At 58.1% G+C, this 24,768-nt stretch carries 25 protein-coding genes and 1 other RNA gene; 15 read left to right on the forward strand and 11 right to left on the reverse strand.

Going from position 1 to position 24,768, the window contains the following annotated elements; genetic code table 11:
• Positions 1 to 112 precede the first annotated feature (112 nt).
• Both rpiA and serA read left to right on the forward strand, forming a co-directional pair.
• Positions 113 to 772 carry a ribose-5-phosphate isomerase RpiA gene (gene rpiA, locus CWM58_RS08165; protein ID WP_061153342.1) on the forward strand — a complete coding sequence of 220 codons (660 nt, stop codon included), beginning with the start codon at positions 113 to 115 and terminating at the stop codon, positions 770 to 772.
• Positions 773 to 1,041: 269 nt separating this feature from the next.
• Positions 1,042 to 2,274, forward strand: coding sequence for a phosphoglycerate dehydrogenase (gene serA / locus CWM58_RS08170; protein WP_074387601.1), 1,233 nt, complete (start codon positions 1,042 to 1,044; stop codon positions 2,272 to 2,274).
• 83 nt (positions 2,275 to 2,357) lie between these two features.
• On the opposite strand, the gene CWM58_RS08175 is transcribed toward serA, so the two are convergent.
• From CWM58_RS08175 to zapA, 3 genes are all read right to left on the reverse strand, one after another.
• Positions 2,358 to 2,954 carry a 5-formyltetrahydrofolate cyclo-ligase gene (locus tag CWM58_RS08175; protein WP_100680706.1) on the reverse strand — a complete coding sequence of 199 codons (597 nt, stop codon included), beginning with the start codon at positions 2,952 to 2,954 and terminating at the stop codon, positions 2,358 to 2,360.
• A gap of 99 nt (positions 2,955 to 3,053) precedes the next feature.
• Positions 3,054 to 3,237, reverse strand: a non-coding RNA gene (gene ssrS / locus CWM58_RS08180) — 6S RNA.
• Positions 3,238 to 3,278: 41 nt separating this feature from the next.
• On the reverse strand, positions 3,279 to 3,608 hold the full coding sequence (gene zapA / locus CWM58_RS08185; protein WP_004205298.1) for a cell division protein ZapA: 330 nt from the start codon (positions 3,606 to 3,608) through the stop codon (positions 3,279 to 3,281).
• Between the two features lie 166 nt (positions 3,609 to 3,774).
• Between zapA and CWM58_RS08190 the strand changes: the two genes are divergently transcribed.
• The 8 genes from CWM58_RS08190 to CWM58_RS08225 all read left to right on the forward strand — a co-directional run bounded on the left by CWM58_RS08190 (position 3,775) and on the right by CWM58_RS08225 (position 13,896).
• A complete protein-coding gene (locus CWM58_RS08190; protein ID WP_008806444.1) occupies positions 3,775 to 4,353 on the forward strand; it encodes a YecA family protein in 579 nt (192 codons plus the stop codon).
• 23 nt (positions 4,354 to 4,376) lie between these two features.
• Positions 4,377 to 5,693, forward strand: coding sequence for a Xaa-Pro aminopeptidase (gene pepP / locus CWM58_RS08195; protein ID WP_100680707.1), 1,317 nt, complete (start codon positions 4,377 to 4,379; stop codon positions 5,691 to 5,693).
• Positions 5,690 to 6,868, forward strand: coding sequence for a 2-octaprenyl-6-methoxyphenyl hydroxylase (ubiH, locus tag CWM58_RS08200; protein ID WP_100680708.1), 1,179 nt, complete (start codon positions 5,690 to 5,692; stop codon positions 6,866 to 6,868). Before pepP ends, ubiH begins: the two co-directional genes overlap by 4 nt.
• A 10-nt stretch (positions 6,869 to 6,878) precedes the next feature.
• Positions 6,879 to 8,081, forward strand: coding sequence for an FAD-dependent 2-octaprenylphenol hydroxylase (gene ubiI / locus CWM58_RS08205; RefSeq protein ID WP_061153347.1), 1,203 nt, complete (start codon positions 6,879 to 6,881; stop codon positions 8,079 to 8,081).
• A gap of 422 nt (positions 8,082 to 8,503) precedes the next feature.
• Positions 8,504 to 9,598 carry a glycine cleavage system aminomethyltransferase GcvT gene (gene gcvT, locus CWM58_RS08210; protein ID WP_008806440.1) on the forward strand — a complete coding sequence of 365 codons (1,095 nt, stop codon included), beginning with the start codon at positions 8,504 to 8,506 and terminating at the stop codon, positions 9,596 to 9,598.
• A 24-nt stretch (positions 9,599 to 9,622) separates the two neighbouring features.
• Positions 9,623 to 10,012: a glycine cleavage system protein GcvH gene (gene gcvH, locus CWM58_RS08215; RefSeq protein ID WP_023290979.1), complete on the forward strand. Its 390-nt coding sequence runs from the start codon at positions 9,623 to 9,625 to the stop codon at positions 10,010 to 10,012.
• Positions 10,013 to 10,218: 206 nt separating this feature from the next.
• Positions 10,219 to 13,092 carry an aminomethyl-transferring glycine dehydrogenase gene (gene gcvP / locus CWM58_RS08220; RefSeq protein ID WP_100680709.1) on the forward strand — a complete coding sequence of 958 codons (2,874 nt, stop codon included), beginning with the start codon at positions 10,219 to 10,221 and terminating at the stop codon, positions 13,090 to 13,092.
• 60 nt (positions 13,093 to 13,152) lie between these two features.
• Positions 13,153 to 13,896, forward strand: a complete 744-nt coding sequence (locus CWM58_RS08225) for an SDR family oxidoreductase (protein ID WP_100680710.1) — start codon at positions 13,153 to 13,155, stop codon at positions 13,894 to 13,896.
• Positions 13,897 to 14,043: 147 nt separating this feature from the next.
• On the opposite strand, the gene CWM58_RS08230 is transcribed toward CWM58_RS08225, so the two are convergent.
• From CWM58_RS08230 to CWM58_RS08255, 6 genes are all read right to left on the reverse strand, one after another.
• Positions 14,044 to 14,547, reverse strand: coding sequence for a protein disulfide oxidoreductase (locus CWM58_RS08230; RefSeq protein ID WP_100680711.1), 504 nt, complete (start codon positions 14,545 to 14,547; stop codon positions 14,044 to 14,046).
• A complete protein-coding gene (locus CWM58_RS08235; protein WP_100680712.1) occupies positions 14,537 to 15,148 on the reverse strand; it encodes a DsbA family protein in 612 nt (203 codons plus the stop codon). Before CWM58_RS08235 ends, CWM58_RS08230 begins: the two co-directional genes overlap by 11 nt.
• 1 nt (position 15,149) lies before the next feature.
• Positions 15,150 to 17,159: a protein-disulfide reductase DsbD family protein gene (locus tag CWM58_RS08240; protein WP_100680713.1), complete on the reverse strand. Its 2,010-nt coding sequence runs from the start codon at positions 17,157 to 17,159 to the stop codon at positions 15,150 to 15,152.
• A gap of 49 nt (positions 17,160 to 17,208) precedes the next feature.
• On the reverse strand, positions 17,209 to 17,568 hold the full coding sequence (locus CWM58_RS08245; RefSeq protein ID WP_100680714.1) for a copper resistance protein: 360 nt from the start codon (positions 17,566 to 17,568) through the stop codon (positions 17,209 to 17,211).
• A 124-nt stretch (positions 17,569 to 17,692) separates the two neighbouring features.
• Complete coding sequence (bglA, locus tag CWM58_RS08250) at positions 17,693 to 19,126, reverse strand: 6-phospho-beta-glucosidase BglA (RefSeq protein ID WP_061153354.1); 1,434 nt, start codon at positions 19,124 to 19,126, stop codon at positions 17,693 to 17,695.
• A gap of 119 nt (positions 19,127 to 19,245) precedes the next feature.
• Positions 19,246 to 19,974 carry a MurR/RpiR family transcriptional regulator gene (locus CWM58_RS08255; RefSeq protein WP_061156320.1) on the reverse strand — a complete coding sequence of 243 codons (729 nt, stop codon included), beginning with the start codon at positions 19,972 to 19,974 and terminating at the stop codon, positions 19,246 to 19,248.
• A gap of 50 nt (positions 19,975 to 20,024) precedes the next feature.
• Here CWM58_RS08255 and yqfB point away from each other — a divergent pair, with 50 nt between their 5' ends.
• Both yqfB and trhA read left to right on the forward strand, forming a co-directional pair.
• Entirely contained in the window at positions 20,025 to 20,336 is a 312-nt protein-coding gene (gene yqfB / locus CWM58_RS08260; RefSeq protein WP_061153355.1) for a N(4)-acetylcytidine aminohydrolase, read from the forward strand.
• Between the two features lie 163 nt (positions 20,337 to 20,499).
• Positions 20,500 to 21,159: a PAQR family membrane homeostasis protein TrhA gene (gene trhA / locus CWM58_RS08265; protein ID WP_061153356.1), complete on the forward strand. Its 660-nt coding sequence runs from the start codon at positions 20,500 to 20,502 to the stop codon at positions 21,157 to 21,159.
• A gap of 194 nt (positions 21,160 to 21,353) precedes the next feature.
• Here trhA and ygfZ read toward each other — a convergent pair whose 3' ends face one another.
• Complete coding sequence (ygfZ, locus tag CWM58_RS08270) at positions 21,354 to 22,337, reverse strand: tRNA-modifying protein YgfZ (RefSeq protein ID WP_061153357.1); 984 nt, start codon at positions 22,335 to 22,337, stop codon at positions 21,354 to 21,356.
• 245 nt (positions 22,338 to 22,582) lie between these two features.
• Between ygfZ and sdhE the strand changes: the two genes are divergently transcribed.
• Together sdhE and CWM58_RS08280 are read left to right on the forward strand one after the other, a co-directional pair.
• Positions 22,583 to 22,849, forward strand: coding sequence for an FAD assembly factor SdhE (gene sdhE, locus CWM58_RS08275; RefSeq protein WP_002916312.1), 267 nt, complete (start codon positions 22,583 to 22,585; stop codon positions 22,847 to 22,849).
• Positions 22,830 to 23,240, forward strand: a complete 411-nt coding sequence (locus tag CWM58_RS08280) for a protein YgfX (RefSeq protein WP_002916310.1) — start codon at positions 22,830 to 22,832, stop codon at positions 23,238 to 23,240. Before sdhE ends, CWM58_RS08280 begins: the two co-directional genes overlap by 20 nt.
• A gap of 6 nt (positions 23,241 to 23,246) precedes the next feature.
• On the opposite strand, the gene fldB is transcribed toward CWM58_RS08280, so the two are convergent.
• Entirely contained in the window at positions 23,247 to 23,768 is a 522-nt protein-coding gene (gene fldB / locus CWM58_RS08285; protein WP_008806427.1) for a flavodoxin FldB, read from the reverse strand.
• A 100-nt stretch (positions 23,769 to 23,868) separates the two neighbouring features.
• Between fldB and xerD the strand changes: the two genes are divergently transcribed.
• Positions 23,869 to 24,765 (forward strand): site-specific tyrosine recombinase XerD, encoded by an 897-nt coding sequence (xerD, locus tag CWM58_RS08290; RefSeq protein WP_043876074.1) that lies wholly within the window; start codon positions 23,869 to 23,871, stop codon positions 24,763 to 24,765.
• The last annotated feature ends 3 nt before the right edge of the window (positions 24,766 to 24,768 follow it).

The following is a 24,768-nucleotide window of genomic DNA, read 5'->3' on the forward strand; positions in this document are numbered from 1 at the left end:
ATTTGATACAGACGAAATTGGTCTGCTCAGTTGTGTGATCTGCATCGCAGGGACATTTCCACTGTCGATGTTCTATAATGCGCCACAGGCATTCACATCTCGGACCATAATTATGACGCAGGATGAACTGAAAAAAGCAGTAGGTTGGGCGGCGCTGCAATACGTACAGCCAGGGACCATTGTCGGCGTGGGTACCGGCTCGACGGCGGCCCATTTTATTGACGCGCTGGGCACGATGAAGGGGCAGATTGAAGGCGCGGTCTCCAGCTCCGATGCCTCTACCGAAAAGCTCAAAAGCCTCGGGATCACCGTCTTCGATCTCAACAGCGTCGATCGCCTGGGGATCTATGTTGATGGCGCAGATGAGATCAACGGCCATATGCAAATGATCAAAGGCGGTGGCGCGGCGCTGACCCGTGAGAAGATCATTGCCTCGGTCGCCGATAAATTTATCTGTATCGCCGATGCCTCCAAGCAGGTTGATATTCTCGGTGCATTTCCGCTGCCGGTTGAAGTCATTCCGATGGCGCGCAGCGCCGTCGCGCGTCAACTGGTCAAGCTGGGCGGTCGTCCGGAGTACCGTCAGGGCGTGGTGACCGATAACGGCAACGTGATCCTGGACGTGCATGGCCTGGAAATTCTTGATGCCGTCGCGCTGGAGAATGCCATCAACAGCATTCCGGGCGTCGTGACCGTGGGGCTTTTCGCCAACCGCGGGGCTGACGTGGCGCTGATCGGAACTGCCGATGGCGTGAAAACCATCGTAAAATAGTCTGTCCGCAGGGAGCCAACCGGCTCCCTCGCAAATATTTTTTCACCTGGTGCAATTTGGTGACTTCTGTCACATTTATGCAACCATCCTGATTAACAAACTACCATTAATCTTCTTTCTGGTGTTTTGTCCTGCCATTTGCTTCTGGATGACATTTCTTCAGGACGGCGACGCAAACGTTCATATTGCCGCGATAGTTTTTTTTGATATGTTGCTGAGACGAACTTTCGTTCAGCACGACATTAGTTAAGACAAAACAGGACGGGGAAATGGCTAAGGTATCACTGGAAAAAGACAAGATTAAATTTCTGCTGGTTGAAGGTGTGCATCAAAAGGCAATCGATAACCTTCGTGCAGCAGGTTACACCAACATCGAATTTCACAAAGGCGCGCTGGACTCCGAAGAGCTGAAAGCGTCGATCCGTGATGCCCATTTCATCGGCCTGCGTTCCCGTACTCATCTGACTGAAGAGATTTTCGCCGCGGCAGAAAAACTGGTAGCAGTTGGCTGCTTCTGTATCGGTACTAACCAGGTGGATCTGGACGCGGCAGCGAAGCGGGGTATCCCGGTATTTAACGCCCCGTTCTCCAACACCCGCTCGGTGGCGGAGCTGGTCATCGGCGAACTGCTGCTGATGCTGCGCGGCGTGCCGGAAGCCAACGCCAAAGCGCATCGTGGGGTATGGAATAAGCTGGCGGTGGGCAGCTTTGAAGCGCGCGGCAAGAAACTGGGGATTATCGGTTACGGCCATATCGGTACCCAGCTCGGCATTCTGGCGGAATCGCTGGGGATGCATGTCTTCTTCTATGATATTGAAAACAAACTGCCGCTCGGCAACGCCACCCAGGTTCAGCATCTCTCCGACCTGCTGAACATGAGCGATGTGGTCAGCCTGCATGTGCCGGAAAACGCCTCCACCAAAAACATGATGGGCGCGGAAGAGCTGGCGCTGATGAAGCCGGGCGCGCTGCTGATCAACGCCTCCCGCGGTACCGTGGTGGATATTCCGGCGCTGTGCGATGCGCTGGCGAGTAAGCATCTGGCCGGGGCGGCTATCGACGTCTTCCCGACCGAACCCGCGACCAACAGTGATCCCTTCACTTCACCGCTGTGCGAGTTTGATAACGTGATCCTGACCCCGCATATTGGCGGTTCAACCCAGGAAGCGCAGGAGAACATCGGTCTGGAAGTGGCCGGCAAGCTGGCGAAGTACTCTGACAACGGGTCAACCCTGTCAGCGGTCAACTTCCCGGAAGTTTCTCTGCCGCTGCACGGCGGTCGCCGTCTGCTGCATATCCATGAGAACCGACCGGGCGTCCTGACCGCTATCAACCAGATCTTCGCCGCGCAGAGCATCAACATTGCCGCGCAGTATCTGCAAACGTCGCCGCAGATGGGCTACGTGGTTATTGATATTGAAGCGGAAGAAGATGTTGCCCAGCAGGCGCTGCAGGCAATGAAAGCGATCCCGGGGACTATCCGCGCCCGTCTGTTGTTCTAATCATTTTTGCCTCTCGGGCAGGTTGCGTACCTGCCCGTTTTTTTGTTAATACTTTCCAGGCTGAAATTCTCGTCCCCGCGTACCTACCAACTCCAGGTTTTTCCCGGGGTGATCACCGCGGGTAGCGGGATATCCCACTGTTCGCTCGGCAGGCTATCCACCTGCTGGCAGTCGTGCGCGTAGCCTACCGGCTGCAGGCGATACTGCTGCCAGTTTTGCAGCGTACGGTCGTAAAAACCGCCACCCATTCCCAGTCGCTGACCACTGACATCGAAGGCTACCAGCGGGGTCACCAGCACATCGAGTTCAGCGAGCGGCAGCACGTCACGCACATCGAGCTTCGGTTCGCGGATTTTCAGGCGATTCACTATCAGTTGGCTCTGCGGATGGTAGTGTAAAAACAACAGGTTTCCGGGGCTAAACGGATGCAGCACCGGCAGATACACCCGTTTGCCGGCGCGCCATAGCTGGTCAATTAGCGGCTGGGTGTCCAGCTCGCCGTCAAAGGAGAGGAACAGCGCCACGGTATGGGCGAGTACGACCGGCGGCCAGGCCATCATCCGCTCCGCGGCCTGTTGGGCAAACAGGCGCTGTTGCTCCGGGCTGAGCGCGCGGCGACGATCGCGGATCTGCTGGCGAATTTGCTGTCTGGAGAGCGGGGTATCTGGCTGTATAGTCATGCAGGTCTCATTACGAGCAAGCGAAACAATACGAGGAAGTGTAATACAGGGCGGCAGTAGCCGAAAACTAGAGCGTTGGGATAATGCGAACTAAAGAAGGGAATCTCCGAGATGCCGCCGCAGGCTGTAACCCTTGAACCCTTGGTTCAAGGTGAATGTGTCGTCACAGTTTTAAGGCTTCTCGGACGAACCGAGCATGCTCACCAACCGTGGAGCGCCACATTCTTGTGGTATGAAATATCGGCTCAGGGGACTGGCCCGCTTGCAAACATCTCAGAGAAATTTTGTTCCTGGAATTACTCTAACACAGTTAACTGCAAAGTGTTATTCAAACTTTGACCCTGGTCTTTCGCTTATGCGACCTTGCTCAAGCAATGCTTGTTCGATGGTCTGCTGAAGCATCCGAATGCGCTGCTCCATGCTCGAAGCGTAGTCGCGGGTCTTCGCTTTTTCCTGAGTCAACTCATAGCTGATGTTCAACGCGGCGATGAAGACCAGCTGCTCAGTATTTGTGACTCTAGTGCGTTCTTTTAAATCTTGCAACCGCTGATTAAGGTCTTCAGCTGCCTGATTCAGGGCATCCCTTTGTTCAGGCGGGCAATTCACTCGCAGTGAACGGCCGAAAATTTGGAGATCTACGGGTTGTGCAGACATGCCACCTTCCTGCTGATTGACTGCGCTGCCTTCACATCCGAGCCCGGGTCTGCGAAGGGGCGACACTATAGCTACCCTGGTGCGGGGATACAAGCCCTTTTCTGGTTCACCAGGGTCCAAAGTGGTAGCATATCATGAATATTCCTCCCAACGATGACGAATGCGCATGTCTATACAGAACGAAATGCCTGGTTACAACGATGTAGACCAGTTACTGAACCAACAAGGGGTAGGCCTCACCCCGGCCGAAATGCACGGTTTAATCAGCGGATTGCTGTGCGGCGGCAACACTGACAGCAGCTGGCTGCCGCTGGTACACGACCTGACCAACGAAGGTCTCGCCTTTGGTCATGAACTGGCCCAGGCGCTGCGTAACATGCATTCCGCCATCAGCGATTCACTGGATGACGACGGTTTCCTCTTTCAACTGTATCTGCCGGAAGGCGATGCGGTAAGCGTCTTTGACCGCGCCGACGCTCTCGCCGGTTGGGTTAACCACTTCCTGCTCGGCCTTGGCGTCAGCCAGCCGAAGCTGGATAAAGTGAAAGACGAGACCGGGGAAGCGATTGACGATCTGCGTAATATCGCCCAGCTGGGCTACGATGAAGACGAAGATCAGGAAGAGCTGGAGATGTCTCTGGAGGAGATTATCGAGTATGTCCGCGTTGCCGCACTGCTGTGCCACGACACTTTTTCTCGTCAGCAGCCAACCGCACCGGAAGTCCGCAAACCGACATTACACTAACTAAAATTCGTTCAGGGGGCGTCATGACTCAGCAGGAATTTCTCTCGCGTCGCCAGGCGCTGCTGGCGCAGATGCAGCCAGGCAGCGCGGCGCTGATTTTCGCCGCACCGGAAGCGGTGCGTAGCGCAGATTCAGAGTATCCCTACCGGCAGAACAGCGATTTCTGGTACTTCACCGGCTTTAACGAACCGGAAGCGCTGCTGGTGTTGATTAAAAGCGATGAAACGCACAATCATAGCGTGCTGTTTAACCGGGTTCGCGATCTGACCGCTGAGATCTGGTTCGGTCGCCGTCTGGGCCAGGATGCCGCGCCGGCGAAGCTCGGTGTGGATCGCGCGCTGGCATTTAGTGAAATCAACCAGCAGTTGTATCAGCTGCTCAATGGTCTGGACGCTATCTATTTCGCCCAGGGCGAATATGCCTATGCCGATGAGATTGTGTTTAACGCCCTCGAAAAACTGCGCAAAGGCTCGCGCCAGAATCTGCAGGCGCCGAACTCCGTCATCGACTGGCGGCCTGCGGTTCATGAAATGCGTTTGTTTAAATCCGCGGAAGAGCTGGCAGTGATGCGCCGCGCCGGCGAAATTTCCGCCCTTGCCCATACCCGGGCGATGGAAAAATGCCGCCCCGGCATGTTCGAATATCAGCTGGAAGGTGAAATTCTCCATGAATTCAACCGCCACGGCGCGCGTTTCCCGTCCTATAACACCATCGTTGGCGGCGGCGAAAACGGCTGCATTCTGCACTACACCGAAAACGAATCCGAACTGCGTGATGGCGATTTAGTGCTGATTGACGCCGGCTGCGAATATCGCGGCTACGCGGGAGACATTACCCGCACTTTCCCGATAAACGGCAAATTCACTAAACCGCAGCGTGAAATCTACGACATCGTGCTGGAATCGCTGGAAACCGCGCTGGAGCTTTATCGCCCGGGCACTTCGATCTATCAGGTTAACCAGGAAGTGGTGCGCATTATGATCACCGGCCTGGTGCGGCTGGGGATCCTGAAAGGCGAGATTGACGAACTCATCGCCAATAATGCCCACCGCCCGTACTTTATGCATGGCCTGAGCCATTGGCTGGGGCTGGATGTGCACGATGTCGGCAATTACGATACCGACCGTTCGCGCATACTGGAGCCGGGGATGGTGCTGACCGTCGAGCCGGGGCTGTATATCGCTACCGACGCCGATGTCCCCGCGCAGTATCGCGGTATCGGCATCCGTATTGAAGATGACATCGTCATTACCGAAGACGGCAACGAAAATCTCACCGCCAGCGTGGTGAAGAAGGCGGATGAGATCGAGGCGCTGATGGCGGCGGCGCGCCAGTCATGAGCGTGCTGATCGTCGGTGGCGGGATGACCGGGGCGACGCTCGCGCTGGCCATCTCCCGTTTGACCGGCGGCGCCCTGCCGGTCCATCTGATTGAAGCGCAGGATCCGCATTCGTCACGCCACCCAGGCTTTGACGATCGGGCGATTGCCCTGGCTGCGGGCACCTGCCAGCAGCTGGCGCGCATCGGTATCTGGCAGAACCTTGCTAAACGAGCAACGCCTATCCAGCGGGTACATGTCAGCGACCGCGGCCATGCCGGGTTTGTAAACCTGGCGGCGGCCGATTACGGTCTGTCGGCGCTGGGGCAGGTGGTTGAACTCCACGATGTCGGCCAGCGGCTGTTTAGCCTGCTGCGCGAGGCGCCAGGCGTCACGCTGCACTGTCCGGCGAAAGTGGAAGCGGTCAGCCGCCGGGAGGAGAGCGTCAGCCTTACGCTTGAGGGCGGCGAAATCATCAACGGTAAGCTGCTGGTGGCGGCGGACGGTTCCCGTTCGGCGCTGGGCGCTCACTGCGGCATCAGCTGGCAGCAGCAGCCGTATGAGCAACTGGCGATTATCGCCAACGTTAGCACCGCCTTGCCGCACGAAGGCCGCGCCTTCGAGCGTTTTACCGAGCACGGTCCGCTGGCGATGCTGCCGATGTCGCAAGGACGCTGTTCGCTGGTGTGGTGCCATCCGCAGTCGCGGCGCGACGAGGTGCTGAGCTGGTCTGACGAACGTTTTTGTCAGGCGTTACAGCAAGCATTCGGCTGGCGGCTGGGGCGTATTACCCATGCCGGTAAGCGCAGCGTCTATCCGTTAGCCTTAACGACCGCCACCCGTGCGGTGTCACACCGTCTGGCGCTGGTCGGCAACGCGGCGCAGACGCTGCATCCGATCGCCGGACAGGGCTTTAATCTCGGCCTGCGCGATGTGATGAGCCTGGCGGAGATGCTTGCCGACGCGCACGTGGCCCGCGACGATGTGGGCGATTATTCCCTGCTGTGCCGCTACCAGGCACGGCGGGCAGGTGATAAAGCCGCCACTATTGGTGTCACCGATGGGCTGGTGCATCTGTTTGCCAACCGTTGGGCGCCGCTGGTGGCGGGGCGCAACGTCGGTCTGATGGCCATGGAATTATTTACCCCAGCGCGCGATGCGCTGGCGCAGCGTACCCTCGGTTGGGTTCCCCGTTAAGGAGTAAAACGTGCAAAGTGTTGATGTTGCCATTGTTGGCGGTGGAATGGTGGGACTGGCGGTAGCCTGCGGTTTACAGGGCAGCGGCCTGCGCGTCGCGGTGCTGGAGAAAGCAGCGCCGCAGCCTCTGGCCGCCGATGCGCCGCCGGCGCTGCGCGTTTCGGCGATCAATGCCGCCAGCGAAAAGCTACTGACTAAGCTGGATGTCTGGCATGAGATCGTCGCCCAGCGCGCCAGCTGCTATCACGGCATGGAAGTGTGGGACAAAGACAGCTTTGGCCGCATTAGCTTCGATGACCAGAGCATGGGCTTCAGCCATCTGGGCCATATTATTGAAAATGCCGTGGTGCATCACGCATTGTGGCAGAAAGCGCAGCGCTGCGCTGACGTCACCCTGCTGGCGCCTGCGGAGCTGCAGCAGGTGGCGTGGGGTGAAAACGAAGCCTTTCTCAGCCTGCAGGACGGCAGCATGTTGACCGCGAGGCTGGTGGTTGGCGCTGATGGCGCGAATTCATGGCTGCGTAATAAGGCCGATATTCCGCTGACTTTCTGGGATTACCACCATCATGCGCTGGTGGCGACGATACGCACCACTGAGCCGCATCAGGCGGTGGCACGCCAGGCGTTCCATGGCGAGGGCATTCTGGCCTTCCTGCCGCTGAGCGATCCGCACCTGTGCTCGATCGTCTGGTCGCTGTCGCCAGCGGAAGCGAAGCGGATGCAGGAGGCTGATGAAGCCACTTTCAACCAGGCGCTGAATATCGCCTTCGATAATTGCCTCGGCCTCTGCCAGCTGGCAAGCGAACGTGAAGTCTTCCCGCTGACCGGCCGCTATGCCCGTCAGTTTGCCGCCCACCGCCTGGCGCTGGTCGGCGATGCCGCGCATACCATCCACCCGCTGGCCGGGCAGGGGGTTAACCTCGGTTTTATGGATGCCGCCGAGCTTATCGACGAGCTGAAGCGCCTGCACGCGCAGGGGAAAGATATCGGCCAGCATTTATATCTGCGCCGCTACGAGCGCAGCCGCAAGCACAGCGCTGCGCTGATGCTGGCGGGTATGCAGGGCTTCCGCGAAATGTTCTCCGGTAGCCATCCGGCGAAGAAATTCCTCCGCGATATGGGACTCAAACTGGCCGATACGTTGCCAGGCGTGAAACCGCAGTTGATTCGCCAGGCGATGGGCCTGAACGATCTCCCCGCCTGGTTACGTTAACCGCGTCACACTTCTTTTACCCGGCCTGCGCGCCGGGTTTTCTCCCTCATTTGAAATATTCTAATTTCACCTCTTTTTTCGCATTAGTTTTATTAATGCGCTCTTTTTTTTGTTAAAGAAATTAGGCCCGTAAAATCGCATAAAACACCATCATTGCCTTATCGATGAAAGCTTGATGTTAATTTTATGTGGCATAAATCGCTTTTTTCCAGTCAATAACTCTGTAGGCTTTTCGACGGATTTTAGTCATAAGCTAATGTGATGCCCTGAATGAGCTTATGGTTTAGCGCCGGGTTCGGTGGTAAGTTCAGGCAAAAGAGAACGTTTGCGTCGGCGTCCGTCAGCGGTGCCGTCGCCGAATTTCGTGGCGCAAAATCGCCGACAATCTCGTGGCTGGTTCCGTTTTATTCGATGAGGAAAAGATGGCTCAACAGACTCCGTTGTATGAACAACACACGCTGTGCGGCGCTCGCATGGTGGATTTCCATGGCTGGATGATGCCGCTGCATTACGGATCCCAGATTGATGAGCACCACGCGGTGCGCGGCGATGCAGGGATGTTCGATGTGTCGCATATGACTATCGTCGATTTCCACGGCAGCCGGATCAGAGAGTTCTTGCGCTATTTGCTGGCCAACGATGTGGCGAAGCTGACCACGCCAGGCAAAGCGCTCTACACGGGAATGCTTACCGCCTCCGCCGGCGTCATCGATGACCTGATTGTTTATTTCCTTTCTGAAGATTATTTCCGCCTCGTTGTTAACTCCGCCACCCGCGAAAAAGACCTCGCCTGGATCTCCGAGCAAGCGGAACCTTACGGCCTTGAAATTACCGTTCGCGACGATCTGTCTCTGATCGCGGTGCAGGGTCCGCAGGCGAAAGCGAAGGCGGCGACGCTATTCACCGACGCTCAGCGCCAGGCCGTGGAGGGCATGAAGCCGTTCTTTGGCGTGCAGTCCGGCGACCTGTTTATCGCCACCACCGGTTATACCGGCGAAGCGGGTTATGAAATCGCGATGCCGAACGAGCAGGCGGCGGATTTCTGGCGCGGTCTGCTGGACGCTGGCGTTAAGCCGTGTGGTCTTGGCGCGCGCGATACCCTGCGCCTGGAAGCCGGGATGAACCTGTACGGCCAGGAAATGGACGAAGGCGTCTCGCCGCTGGCGGCGAACATGGGCTGGACTATCGCCTGGGAACCGGCAGATCGTAACTTCATCGGCCGCGAAGCGCTGGAGATGCAGCGTGAAAAAGGCACCGAGCAGCTGGTGGGCCTGGTGATGACCGAGAAAGGCGTCCTGCGCGGCGGCCTGCCGGTACGTTTTACCGATAGCGACGGTAATCAAAAAGAAGGCATTATCACCAGCGGCACCTTCTCGCCGACGCTGGGCTACAGCATCGCGCTGGCTCGCGTACCGGCCGGGATTGGCGACACCGCGGTGGTGCAGATTCGTAACCGTGAAATGCCGGTAAAAGTGACTAAACCTGGTTTTGTACGCAATGGCAAAGCCATTGTGTGATTTCCCTTTTTTGGAGATGAATTGATGAGCAACGTACCAGCAGAACTGAAATACAGCAAAGAACACGAGTGGCTGCGTAAAGAAGCGGACGGCACCTATACCGTCGGGATCACCGAGCACGCGCAGGAGCTGCTTGGCGATATGGTTTTCGTTGACCTGCCGGAAGTGGGCGCCACCGTTGAAGCGGGCGCCGATTGCGCCGTTGCTGAATCCGTGAAAGCGGCTTCTGATATCTACGCGCCGATTAGCGGTGAAATCGTTGCCGTCAACGAAGAACTGAACGACTCGCCGGAACTGGTCAACAGCGACCCGTATACCGACGGCTGGATCTTCAAAATCAAAGCCAGCGACGAAGCGCAGGTTGCCGCGCTGCTGGATGCGACCGCCTATGAAGCTCTGTTAGAAGACGAATAAATACGCTTCATCCTTCACGCTGCAGGGGCGTTGGCTTCCGTGCTCCCCCCGGTCACTTACTTTTGTAAGCTCCCGGGGAGTCGCTGTGTCGCCGCCTTCCTGCAACGCGAATGATTTTGCGTATTCTGGCCCGGTACGCATCAGCGCTTGCCGGGCAAACCAGTCAGACAATCACGATTCACCGCACGTTTCAGGAACCATCGCTCATGACTCAGACTTTAAGTCAGCTTGAAAACCGCGACGCCTTTATTGAACGTCACATTGGCCCGGACGCTCAGCAGCAGCAAGAGATGCTGAAGACCGTCGGCGCGGATTCGCTTAACGCCCTGATTGGCCAGATTGTGCCGCAGGATATCCAGCTGGCGACCCCACCGCAGGTGGGTGACGCGACTACCGAATTCGCCGCGCTGGCGGAGCTGAAGGCGATTGCCGGTCGCAACAAGCGCTTCAAGTCTTACATCGGCATGGGCTACACCGCCGTGCAGCTGCCACCGGTCATTCAGCGCAACATGCTGGAAAACCCGGGCTGGTATACCGCCTATACCCCTTACCAGCCGGAAGTCTCCCAGGGCCGTCTGGAATCGCTGCTCAACTTCCAGCAGGTCACTCTGGATCTGACCGGGCTGGATATCGCTTCCGCTTCGCTGCTCGATGAAGCCACCGCCGCCGCCGAAGCAATGGCGATGGCCAAACGCGTCAGTAAACTGAAGAACGCCAACCGTTTCTTCGTTGCCGCCGATGTCCATCCGCAAACCCTGGACGTGGTTCGCACCCGTGCGGAAACTTTCGGCTTCGACGTGATTGTCGATGACGCCGACAAAGTGCTCGATCACCAGGATGTCTTTGGCGTGCTGCTGCAGCAGGTGGGCACCACCGGTGAAATCCACGATTACAGTAAACTGATCGCCGAGCTGAAAGCGCGCAAAGTGATTGTCAGCGTCGCCGCCGACTTTATGGCGCTGGTGCTGCTGACGGCGCCGGGCAAGCAGGGCGCCGATATTGTCTTCGGTTCCGCCCAACGTTTCGGCGTGCCGATGGGCTATGGCGGCCCGCACGCGGCCTTCTTCGCGGCGAAAGATGAATTCAAACGTTCCATGCCGGGCCGTATTATCGGCGTATCGAAAGATGCGGCGGGTAATACCGCGCTGCGCATGGCGATGCAGACTCGCGAGCAGCACATCCGCCGCGAGAAAGCGAACTCCAACATTTGTACCTCGCAGGTCCTGCTGGCCAACATCGCCAGCCTGTACGCGGTATTCCACGGCCCGGCGGGCCTGAAACGTATCGCTGGCCGCATTCATCGCCTGACCGACATTCTGGCCGACGGCCTGCAGAAGAAAGGGCTGAAGCTGCGCCATGCGCACTACTTCGACACCCTTTGCGTCGAAGTGGCGGATAAAGCCGCGGTGCTGGCGCGTGCCGAAGCGCTGCAGATTAACCTGCGCAGCGATATTCTCGGCGCGGTGGGCATTACGCTTGATGAAGCGACCACCCGCGAAGATGTGCTGAACCTTTTCCGCGCCATCGTCGGCGACGATCACGGTCTGGATATCGATACCCTGGATAAAGACGTGGCGCTGGATAGTCGTTCGATCCCGGCGGCGATGCTGCGCGACGATGCGATCCTCACCCATCCGGTGTTTAACCGCTACCATAGCGAAACCGAGATGATGCGCTACATGCACGCCCTGGAGCGTAAGGATCTGGCGCTGAACCAGGCGATGATCCCGCTGGGCTCCTGCACCATGAAACTGAACGCCGCGGCGGAGATGATCCCGATCACCTGGCCGGAATTTGCCGAGCTGCACCCGTTCTGCCCGGTCGACCAGGCGGAAGGGTATCATCAGATGATCGCCCAGCTTTCCGACTGGCTGGTGAAACTGACCGGCTATGACGCCGTCTGTATGCAGCCGAACTCCGGCGCGCAGGGCGAATATGCCGGCCTGCTGGCGATTCGCCACTATCACGAGAGCCGCAACGAAGGCCATCGCGATATCTGCCTGATCCCAAGCTCCGCGCACGGCACCAACCCGGCTTCCGCGCAGATGGCGGGTATGCAGGTAGTGGTCGTTGCCTGCGATAAAAACGGCAACATCGATCTTGCCGATCTGCGTGAAAAAGCAGAGCAGGCGGGGGCGAATCTCTCCTGCATCATGGTCACCTATCCGTCGACCCACGGCGTGTATGAAGAGACCATCCGTGAAGTGTGCGAGATAGTGCACCAGTTCGGCGGCCAGGTTTATCTCGACGGCGCCAACATGAACGCCCAGGTTGGGATCACTTCTCCGGGCTTTATCGGCGCTGACGTTTCGCACCTCAACCTGCATAAAACCTTCTGCATTCCGCACGGCGGCGGCGGTCCGGGTATGGGCCCTATCGGCGTGAAAGCGCACCTGGCGCCGTTTGTACCGGGCCACAGCGTGGTACAGATTGAAGGCATGCTGACCCGTCAGGGCGCGGTCTCCGCCGCGCCGTTCGGCAGCGCTTCCATCCTGCCGATCAGCTGGATGTATATCCGCATGATGGGCGCGGAAGGGCTGAAACAGGCGAGCCAGAACGCGATCCTTAACGCCAACTATATCGCTACCCGTCTGAAAGATGCTTACCCAGTGCTCTATACCGGCCGCGATGGTCGCGTGGCGCACGAATGTATTCTCGATATTCGTCCGCTGAAAGAAGAGACTGGCATCAGTGAACTGGATATCGCCAAGCGTCTGATCGACTTTGGTTTCCATGCGCCGACCATGTCCTTCCCGGTCGCCGGGACGCTGATGGTTGAGCCGACGGAATCGGAAAGCAAGGTCGAGCTGGACCGCTTTATTGACGCGATGCTGGCGATCCGCGCGGAAATCGATCGCGTTAAAGCTGGTGAATGGCCGCTGGAAGATAACCCGCTGGTGAACGCGCCGCACACCCAGGGCGAGCTGGTGAGCGAGTGGAACCATCCGTACAGCCGCGAGCTGGCGGTATTCCCGGCAGGGTTGCACAATAAGTACTGGCCGACGGTAAAACGCCTGGACGATGTCTACGGCGACCGTAACCTGTTCTGCTCCTGCGTACCGATGAGCGAATACCAGTAAGTGGTGAATTAGCTAAACTTTTAAAGGCGCTGCGGCGCCTTTATTTTTTGGAGGGAAGGTATGGCAATAGCACTGATTAGCGGCGCGAGCCGCGGCATAGGCCGGGCGACGGCGCTGCTGCTGGCGCAGGAAGGGTATACCGTCGCGGTCAATTACCATCACAACATTAAAGCCGCCACCGAAGTCGTGAATAGCATTGTTGAATCTGGCGGCAAAGCCACGGCGCTGCGGGCGGATATCAGCGATGAAGCTCAGGTGATGGCGATGTTTGAGGCGATTGACCGCATGGGCGAACCGCTGACGGCGTTGGTCAACAACGCCGGGATCCTGTTTACCCAATGTACGTTGGAGAGCCTGAGCGCCGAGCGTATTAACCGCGTGCTGGCCACCAACGTCACCGGCTACTTCCTCTGCTGCCGTGAGGCGGTCAAGCGTATGTCGCATCGGCATGGCGGCAAGGGCGGAGCGATAGTTAACGTTTCGTCGGCGGCGTCGCGCCTTGGCGCGCCGGGGGAGTACGTTGACTATGCCGCTTCAAAGGGAGCGGTAGATACCCTGACCACCGGGCTGGCGCTGGAAGTGGCGGCGCAAGGGATCCGGGTGAACGGCGTGCGTCCGGGGCTGATTTATACCGAAATGCACGCCTCCGGCGGCGAACCAGGACGCGTGGATCGAGTGAAGCATTCGCTGCCGATGCAGCGCGGCGGCCAGCCGGAAGAGGTCGCTCAGGCCATTGCCTGGCTGCTGAGCGACAAAGCGTCGTATGTGACGGGCAGTTTCCTTGAACTGGCGGGGGGGAAATAACCCGCTGATGTCAATTGCCCGGCGGCGCTGCGCTTGCCGGGCCTACAGGGTAACCTTCCCGGATGGCGGCTACGCCTTATCCGGGCTACCCAACGATGCGTACCCGTAGCCCGGCTGAGCGCAGCGCGAGCCGGGTAACCCGACGGTCTACCAGGAGGCCAGCCACAGCCTCAGGCGCATTCCCCAACTGCTGGTCCAGCCGGTGGTAACCGACTTCACCTCGCCTTGAGAAATGACCACCAGCGTTGGCGTTACCTGGATATCCCACTGCCGCGCCAGCTGGCCGCTTGGATCATTCACCGTCGGCAGCGCCATTTTCTTCCTGGTCAGCCACTTCTCCAGCGCGGCGTTATCGCCGGAACGCAGGGCTACCGTTAGCACATTGCCGCCGTCGGCGGCGAGCGATGCCACCGACGGCGTGGTATAGCGACAAACCCCGCACCAGGTCGCCCAGACGTACAGCAGTAGCGGCTTTTGCTGGCTCATGGCGTTCAGATCCAGCGTCCTGCCGTCGAGGGTTTGTAGCGGCGTGGCGCTGATGTTTTGCGGCAACGCGGGCTGGCGAAAATAATCCACCGCCAGGCTCACCGCCCCGCCAATCAGCAGCCACACCGCCAGCTCGCGCAGCCAGCGCCTGATTTTACTGGCCACGGGCTTTCGCCAGCTGTTCTTTCACCAGCCCCTCCAGGTCTTCAGCAGGGATCGCGCCGGCCACCATCTGGTCGCCGATGATGGTCGCCGGGGTGCCCTGAATATTCAGCACCTGCGACAAAATCAGGTTCATCTTCAGCGAATCCATAGTCTTGTCATCGATATTCACGCTATCGGTGGCGGTTTTCTTCTGCGCCGCGGCGATGCTGGCATCATCGTGATAGCCTTTTTTCGCCATCAGGCGCTGGTGTAGCGCCCAAAACTTATCAGGCTGCTGGCGCCATGTGGAGAGCGCGGCTTTGGCGGCATTAACCGAACTTTGCCCTTTAAACGGCAGCAGCTTAACGATCAGTTGAATATCCGGATTATCGTGGACGATTTTTTCCAGCATCGGATCAAACTGTTTGCAGTAAGGACAGTTGTAATCGGTAAACGAGACGATCGTGAGCTTCGGCGCTTTCGCGCCGGTGCGCGGGCTATTCGGATCGTTAAACAGCAGCTGGGCTAACTGGTCATTACCGTTCGATTGTGGTTCTTCCGCCGGGGCGGCGACGCTGAAGGCCGATACGCACAGCAGCAATAAGGCGATGATAGCTCTCATGTTATTTTCCTTTAGCGGCGGACAGGGTGGCGAGAAGGTGTTCGCGATCTAACAGCGCAGGCAGAATCTGTCCCTGCGGCAATCCCGGTCCGTAAATCTGGTTAAACGGCACCGCGGCGCTGCCGCGAGCGGTTAAAAACTGACTAATGTCGGCGGAGGGGCGGCTCCAGTCGCCGCGTAAGGCGACCACGTCTGGCGCTAACAGCGCCCGCTGGACGTCATCGCGCAGCAGCACGTTGTATTTATTGGCTTTACAGGTCACGCACCAGTCGGCGGTGACATCAATAAATACCCGTTTATGCTCCGCAAGGGCGTTAGCGATAGCCTGCTCGCTGAGCGGCTGCCAGTTAACCCGGTCGCGGCGCGGGCCCTGGCCGTCCTGTTGGGCGACAAAGGCGACGGTGCCCGCCGCTACGATGGCCAGGGCGCTCGCGCGCAGCGCCGTACGCCAGCGGTAGCGCCAGGCGGTAGCCAGCAGCAGGGCGATGGCCAGAATCACCAGCAGGGTAAGCACTGGCGTGCGGCCGATGTGGATTGTCAGCAGACTGACCAGCCATAGCGCTGAACCAAGCATCATCAACCCCAGCACCACCCGCAGATGATTCATCCAGCGACCCGGGCGTGGTAGACGTTGCGCCAGACCCGGCCAGGCAACGATCAGCAGCCACGGCAGGCTCATGCCGATCCCCATGGCGAAGAAAATGCCCCACAGCAGCGGCAGCGGCGCCACCAGCGCCACCGACACGGCGGTGCCGAGGAACGGCGCGGTGCAGGGCGTTGCCAGCAGAGTGGCGAAGGCGCCCTGCCAGAAATGGCCCATTAAGCCGTTGCCGCCGCGGGTGGCGAGGAAGGTACTGGCGCTGGAGGAGAGACGGATTTCGAACAGCCCCAACAAACTGGCGCTGAACAGCACCATCACCAGCGCCATCGCACCGATAAACCACGGGTTCTGGAACTGGATCCCCCAGCCGAGCGCCTGATTACCTAAACGCAATAGCGTCATCATCAAAGCCAGCGCCAGAAAAGAGGCGACGATCCCGCACACCGAGGCGAGGAACTGTCGCCGCACCGCGCCGCGTTCGCGACGTTCGGTTTGCACCAGCGAGCCGAGCTTCATCGCCAGCACCGGCAGCACGCAGGGCATTACGTTGAGAATGAGCCCGCCGGTCAGCGCCATCAGCAGCACCCAGCCTAAGGCCAGCCCCGGCGCCGCACTGCCGGCGGCGATGGCGATATGGCTTTCCTGCGCCTGGCCGCTATCGGCCAGTACCAGCGACAGCGTTTTGCCGCTTAGGTCCGGCGCCGCTTCGCCCCAGCTATCGGTGACCGGTACGGTGGCGATCAACGTATCGCCGCGGCTGGTAAAACTCGGCTTGCCGAAATCGACATCCTCCATGCTGTCGATAAACAGCGCTGGCTGCTGCCAGCCGGCATCGCGGCGGGCGGTTACCGTCAGCTTACCGCTGACGTAGCTGGCGCTAAGCGCCGAGGTGAGACCGTCGCGCAGGGGCAGCGTGCCCATCGCGCGGGTGAAATCGTAATTAAATCGCTCCCCCGCCGCAGTCGTCATATCCAGCGCAAAGGGGTAGTCAGTGAGAATGCAGACATTGCTGCAGGTAGAGAGCGTCAGGACGCCGCTAAGCGTCGGCGGTATTTTGCCGCGCAGGGTCATCGGGAAGCTGACGTCGCCGTGATACCCCTGAGTGGAAATACCCGCGACGTCGAAGCGTTGCGGCGTCGGCCAGCGCCAGTTCACCTCCAGCGGCGTGCGCCAGGCAATAGCCGGCGCGATACCGCCTTCGCCCGGCGAACGCCAGTAGGTTTTCCAGCCTTTTTCCAGCGCCACGTCTAAAAGCAGGCGGGTTTCGCCATTGCTTTCGCTTTGCGCCCGCAGGCGCACGCTGGCGTGTTGATTGTCGGCGACGCGCAGCCAGCCGCTGTCGGCGGCCTGGCTGACGGGCAGCCATAGCCAAAGCAGGCAGACCAGCAGTCGCCTGAATACCATAAACATAAATTTTCTCCGTAAGTAATAAATTAACCTGAGCTGTCAGGAGAATTAATCACTCACGGAAGACGCATAATCGCAGATGCACCCGCAATCGGGGTGGGGAGATAACGCGGGGAGGCCACTGGCGTTCGATACGCGGCGGGATCGCCGCCAGCACCGCCAGCAGCAGGGCGATAGCCAACAGCGCCCCTTCAAACAGCATCGGCGGAACGGCCATCAGCGACTTGGCGCTGAGCTCGCACGATGTAACCGGCGCATCGGCCTTATCCTGATGTTGCTGTAGCGACGGGCTGTCGGCGGTGAGGTTCATGACCAGCGCGTGCATCCCGGCCATCCGCTGGGCGGTGCAGGTTAGCACCACCAGACAGGCCAGGAGGACAAAAAGAATGGCTTTGCGTTGTCGCTTAATCATGATTGCCTCAAATATTCACGAGGCCTATCTTATCGGGCGAACGCGTTTTGGCAATGGTAAAGCTGTAAAGAAGTGTCTGGCGGATAAGTGATTTGCCCCCTCCCGGCCGGGAGAGGGCGGTCAGTTACAGATTCTCACCGTTGCTGGCGATAACCGCTTTGTACCAGTTAAAGCTCTTCTTGCGCGAGCGGGACATATCGCCGGTGCCGTCGTCGTGTTTATTGACGTAGATGAAGCCGTAGCGTTTGCTGTACTGGCCGGTGGTGAAGGAGACGCAGTCGATGCAGCCCCATGGGGTATAGCCCATCAGATCGACGCCGTCATAAGTCACCGCTTTAATCATCTCTTCGACGTGGGCGCGCAGATAATCGATGCGGTAGTCATCGTTGATGCTGCCGTCAGCTTCGACTTTGTCGTAGGCGCCAAAGCCGTTTTCCACGATAAACAGCGGCTTCTGGTAACGCTCATACAGTTCGCACAGAGCGTAGCGCAGGCCAACCGGGTCAATCTGCCAGCCCCAGTCGGAGGCTTTGACGTGCGGGTTCGGCACGCTGCCTTCGAAGCCGGAAATGGCATCACCGGTGCCGCCTTCGGCTTTCACCGCGTTGGTCATGTAGTAGCTGAAGCCGAGATAGGCGCAGGTGCCTTCGCGCAGGATCTGCGCATCGCCGTCTTCCATCTTGATGTTGAAGCCGCGGCGTTCCCATTCATTCAACACATAGCTCGGGTAGTAACCGCGTAGCTGGACATCGGTAAAGACGTAGCGTTCGCGCATCGACTCCTGGGCGAACATGACATCTTCCGGTTTGCAGGAGTAGGGGTAGAGGGCGACCATCGCCAGCATGCAGCCGACCTGCATGTCCGGGTTGATACGCCGCGCCGCTTTCACCGCCAGCGCGCTGGCGACGAACTGGTGATGCAGCACCTGGTACATGGTCTCTTCCGGGTTTTCATGCTCGGTATAGACCACGCCGGAACAGCAGTAGCCGAACAGCGGCGCGCGCCAGTTACGCTGGTTATTGATCTCGTTAAAGGTCATCCAGTATTTCACTTTGTGCTTATAGCGCTCGAAGACCACTTCGGCGAAGCGCACAAAGAAATCGACCACTTTGCGGTTGGTCCAACCGCCGTACTGCTGTACCAGATGCAGCGGCATTTCAAAGTGGGAAAGGGTGATAACCGGCTCGATGTTGTACTTCAGCAGTTCATCGAACATGTCATCGTAGAATTGCAGCCCTTCTTCATTCGGCTGGGTCTCGTCGCCCTGCGGGAAGATGCGGGTCCAGGCGATTGAGGTGCGGAAGCACTTGAAGCCCATCTCGGCGAACAGCTTGATGTCTTCTTTATAGTGGCCGTAGAAATCGACCGCTTCATGATTAGGGTAATATTTACCCGCTTCGACCTGGTGGGTGATTTCGCGCGGTACGCCGTGCGCCCCGCCAGTCAGCACGTCGCAGATGCTCGGGCCTTTGCCGCCTTTATTCCAGCCGCCTTCAACCTGATGCGCGGCGACCGCGCCGCCCCACAAAAAGTCTTTTGGAAGAGTCAATTTTTTCATCTTTGCTAATCTCTCTGAATAACTATTGCGATTGAGTCTAGCAAAGCGAAATTGAATGTCACGATATAACAAATCCCGCCAAACGTAATATGTTACATCGAAAAAACAGGCTGTTATTTTTAGCTGATTTTGCGCGCTAATTTACGTCCCAGCGATTCAAGGATATAGATCACCGGAATTTGCGTCGTAATATCGTAGACGCCGCCGATGCGCGTCTGCGGCACGTGCCACGAGAGATTGAAATCGGCCAGTTTGGCCAGCCGCGAATGTTCGTGGCTGGTAATCGACATCACCTTGCAGCGGTGCAGGCTGAACTGGCTGGCGAAGCGCAGGATCTCTTCGGTTTCACCGGAGACGGAAAGCACGATCGCCAGCGCGTTACGGGCCATATCATTGGTTACCGGAAAATAGGGGTCGTCAATATGGTTGCTGAATTTACCGACGTTGGAAAAGAAGCGTGCGCCATATTTCGCCAGCGCGCCGGAGGTGCCGGCACCGACGAAAATAATACGTTCGGAGGCGAGAATAATATCGACCGCCTGTTCGAGTAACGCATCGAACTCGTCATTATTGACGCTTTTAAAAAAACTCATTATTTCGCTGGCGCCGATATTTGCCTGTTGAGGCTCATTCTGCTCAAGATATAATTTAAAGCGTACGCGAAATTCAGAGTAGCCCTCGCACTGCAGTTTGCGGCAGAAGCGCAACACGGTGGTGGTGGAGACCCCGGCGGCTTCGGCCAGTTCGCGGATGGTCATGTACATCACTTTGTCACGATTCTTAATGACGTAGTGGTAGACCATCATCTCAAGATTATTGAGACTGGCGACAGCGGCGTGGGAGAACATACTCACAGTGGCGAACTCACAATTCATAATGACCAGGACGGAATTATATCATGCAGGCCAATGACATTACCTTTTTTCAGCGCTTTCAGGACGACATCCTCGCCGGGCGCAAAACGATTACCATCCGCGATGCGGCGGAATCGCATTTTAAACCGGGTGACGTCCTGCGCGTCGGGCGCTATGAAGATGACGGCTATTTTTGCACCATCGCCGTGACCGCCACCTCGACGGTGACGCTCGATACGCTAACTGAACAGCATGCCCGGCAGGAGAATATGACCCTCGAACAACTGCGGCAGGTCATCATGGAAATCTATCCTGCGGAAGATCGGTTTTATGTTATTGAATTCAAACGCCTTTAAATAAAATCAGCACAGCTGTTAGTTGAAATAATATTGTAACATTATGATTTTAATGTATTTACAAATATACATCGTTTTATTTTAGCTAACAGGTGTTCACTGGAATCATTCTCAGTTACCCTAAGTGGGCAATGAAAGCGTTTTTGTTTTCACGGAGTCAAATATGGTGCGCAAACCATTAATCACTCAGGGATATTCTCTGGCAGAGGAAGTTGCCAACAGTATCAGTCACGGGATCGGGCTGGTGTTCGGTATTGTTGGCCTCGTGTTGCTGCTGGTACAGGCGGTAGACACGAACGCCAGCGCGACGGCGATCACCAGCTACAGCCTGTACGGCGGCAGCATGATTATGCTGTTCCTCGCCTCCACGCTCTATCACGCTATCCCGCATCAGCGGGCGAAACAGTGGCTGAAAAAGTTCGACCACTGCGCTATCTACCTGTTGATTGCCGGGACCTACACGCCGTTCTTGCTGGTGGGGTTGAATTCACCGCTGGCGAAGGGGCTGATGATCGTCATCTGGAGCCTGGCGCTGCTGGGGATCCTGTTTAAGCTGACCATCGCGCACCGCTTTAAAATTCTGTCGCTGGTGACTTATCTGACCATGGGCTGGCTGTCGCTTATCGTGGTCTATCAGCTGGCAGTGAAGCTGGCGGTGGGCGGCGTAACGCTGCTGGCGGTCGGCGGGGTGGTGTACTCGCTAGGGGTCATCTTCTACGTCTGCAAACGCATTCCCTATAACCACGCTATCTGGCACGGCTTCGTGCTCGGCGGCAGCGTGTGTCACTTCCTGGCGATCTATCTTTACATCGGTCAACACTGACAAAAAGCCCCAACAGGGGCTTTTTGGTGACTCGTTCTGATTACTTCCACGGTGGCGCTACGCTTACCGTGGCTACGATACTCTGCGACCTGGAAATTCCACGGTGGCGCTACGCTTACCGTGGCTACGGTATTATGCGGCCTGGTAGCCCGGCTAAGGCGCAAGCGCCGCAAGCCGGGAATCATGACGCCTTACTACTCTTCTTCCAGCGAATAGGGCAACGGTTCGATGCGCAGGCTGCCGGCATCGTCGCGCACGCGGAACACGCTGTCCGGCTCCATATCGTTATTCATTACCACCTGCACCAGTAGACGGCCATCATCCAGCTGAACCGCCGCAAGCACCGTACCGGTACGGCGCCAGTTATCGCCCATCTTCAGCTCCAGGTCTTCCCCGGCTTCCGGCACCCGGCTGGCGGTCCCTGACAGCGTCCACAGCGCGCGTTTATTGGCGCCGCGGAATTTTGCCCGCGCGACCATTTCCTGGCCGGTGTAGCAGCCTTTCCTGAAGCTGATACCGCCCAGCGCCTGCAGGTTGGTGGCCTGAGGAATGAACTGCGCACTGTTGGCGCTGTCGATAACCGGCAGACCGGCTTCAATATTCAGCGCCAGCCACTGCTGGCTGTTGTTGAGCTGCGCTTCGCCGCGCAGCGCGTCGGTAATGCGGTTAGCGGTGTCGACATCAGTCACCAGCAGGAAGCGTTCGCCCGGATGGTCAAACCACAGCAGGCTGGTGGCGCCTTCGCTGACCACCGGGGTGGCCGCGTCGGGCAGGGCGGCGAACAACGGCGCCAGCGCGGCGCGCGCCTGGAAGCCGGCCACCCCCAGCAGGACCAGATCGTCGTTGGCGGCGATGGTGACTTTGGAGAAGACGGCATATTTTTTCAGTTCGGTCAGCTGTACGTCGCGCAGGCTGCGGCGCTCGATCCATGCGAAGCCGCCGTCGCGGCGGAACACGCGCAGATTGCTCCACATCTTGCCTTTGGCGTCACAGTGGGCGGCAAGCAGATGCTGAGCATCGGTGAGACTGCTCACATCGGCGGTAATCTGGCCCTGCAGATATTTTTCGCTATCCGGCCCGCTAATCGTCGCCAGCGCCCAGTCATCCAGGGTCATCAGCGTTAACGGCAGACGAGCGGAAGAGGAAGGCTGACGCGGAGGAAAAGGTGTAAAAGCCATAGTCATATCCTGAATCGCTTAACGCAGTGTGTGTGACCAATGGTAAAAGAGCTATAGTGCATTGCAAGTGCTTTCAACAGGCCATTTGTGCGCTGGCGTGAGACAGCCGCCTGACGCAGGGAATCAATAAGCCCATCATTATTTTATGGTTTTTATGGAATGATGCTCGCATTCAGCGATATTCCTGTAAAGTTACGGCATAAAACGGGTTAAACTAACCTATATTTTGCTGCTGGAAGGTCAACATGGACATTAACAATAAAGCACGTATCCACTGGGCATGCCGCCGCGGGATGCGCGAACTCGACATCTCCATCATGCCGTTCTTTGAGTATGAGTACGATACCCTCAGCGACGCTGACAAACAGCTGTTCATTCGCCTGCTGGAAAATGACGATCCGGATCTGTTCAACTGGCTGATGAACCACGGCAAACCGGCCGATGCGGAGCTGCAGCGGATGGTAACCTTAATTCAGACACGGAATCGGGAACGTGGTCCTGTGGCAATCTGATCTCCGTATCTCCTGGCGCGCGCAGTGGTTTTCCCTGCTGCTCCACGGCGTTGTGGCGGCGCTGGTGCTACTGGTCCCCTGGCCGCTGAGCTATACCCCGATCTGGCTGCTGCTGTTGTCGCTGGTGGTATTTGACTGCGTGCGCAGCCAGCGGCGGATCCATGCCCGTCGCGGAGAGATAAAACTGCTCACCGATTCCCGTCTTCGCTGGCAAAACGCCGAATGGGAGATCCTCGGGACCCCGTGGGTCATCAATAGCGGTATGTTGCTGCGGTTACGCCATGTCGATACCCGGCGCGGACAGCATCTGTGGCTGGCGGCGGATAGTATGGATGCCGGAGAATGGCGAGATTTGCGCCGGCTGGTGCTGCAAAAACCGGCGCAGGAGTAAGCGGCGTCAGGAGAAGTGTTCGGCCATTTCGCCAAGGATCTGCTCGCACCAGCTCTGGATGCGCTCGTCGCTCAGGTCGTACTGGTTGGTTTCATCCAGCGCCAGGCCAACGAACAGTTGGCCATCGGCGATAACCGGTTTTGGACTGGTGAACTCATAGCCTTCGGTTGGCCAGTAGCCGACAAATTTCACGCCTTTGGTCGCCAGCTTGTCGTGCAGCATGCCCAGTGCGTCAAGGAACCATTCACCATAGCCCAGCTGATCGCCCATGCCGTACAGCGCGACGATTTTGCCTTCCAGGTCCAGGGTATCCAGTTGCTCCCAGACCGCCTCCCAGTCTTCCTGAATTTCGCCGAAATCCCAGGTCGGGATGCCGAGGATCAGTACGTCGTACTGGCTCATCAGCGCGGGGGAATCGTCTTTCAGATTGTGCAGCGTCACCAGCTCGGGGCCGATGATATCGCGGATTTTCTCCGCAGCCATTTCGGTGTAGCAGGTACTGGAGCCGTAAAAAAGACCTATATTCATCGCGTAAACGTCTCAATTCTTGCCGTGAATTGCGCCCAGTGTACCAGAAAGGCGGCCTCTTAAGGCATAATGAGACCGTATAACGAACAAAGAGGCCGATGTGAAACAGGATCTGGCACAAATCGAACAGTTTCTCGATGCCCTTTGGCTGGAGCGGAATCTGGCGGAGAATACGCTCAGCGCCTACCGTCGCGATCTGACGATGTTAGTCGAGTGGCTGCACCATCGCGGCCTGTCGCTGGTAAGCGTCGGCAGCGACGATCTGCAGGCGCTGCTGGCCGAGCGGCAGTCCGGCGGCTACAAAGCCACCAGCACCGCGCGGTTGCTCAGCGCCGTGCGCCGGTTCTTCCAGCATCTGTATCGGGAGAAAATTCGCCCGGACGATCCCAGCGCGCTGCTGGCTTCGCCGAAGCTGCCGCAGCGGTTGCCGAAAGATCTCAGCGAGGCGCAGGTTGAACGCTTGCTGCAGGCGCCGCTGGTGGAGCAACCGCTGGAATTACGCGATAAGGCGATGCTGGAGGTACTGTATGCCACCGGCCTGCGCGTCTCGGAGCTGGTTGGCCTGACGATGAGCGATATCAGCCTGCGTCAGGGCGTGTTGCGGGTCATTGGTAAAGGCAACAAAGAACGGCTGGTGCCGCTGGGCGAAGAGGCGGTAATGTGGGTGGAAAATTACCTCGAATACGGTCGCCCGTGGCTGCTGAACGGCGTGGCGTCGGATGTCTTATTTCCCAGCCAGCGCGCGCAGCAGATGACGCGCCAGACCTTCTGGCACCGCATTAAACACTATGCCGTCCTGGCGGGGATCGATAGCGCGAAGCTCTCCCCGCACGTATTACGCCATGCCTTCGCCACGCATTTGCTCAATCACGGCGCCGACCTGCGCGTGGTGCAGATGCTGTTAGGACACAGCGATCTCTCCACCACGCAGATCTACACCCACGTGGCGACCGAGCGTCTGCGACAACTTCATCAACAGCACCACCCGCGGGCGTGAGTG

Origin of the sequence: Klebsiella sp. H-Nf2, assembly GCF_002806645.1 — a bacterium.
GTDB lineage: Bacteria > Pseudomonadota > Gammaproteobacteria > Enterobacterales > Enterobacteriaceae > Klebsiella > Klebsiella variicola.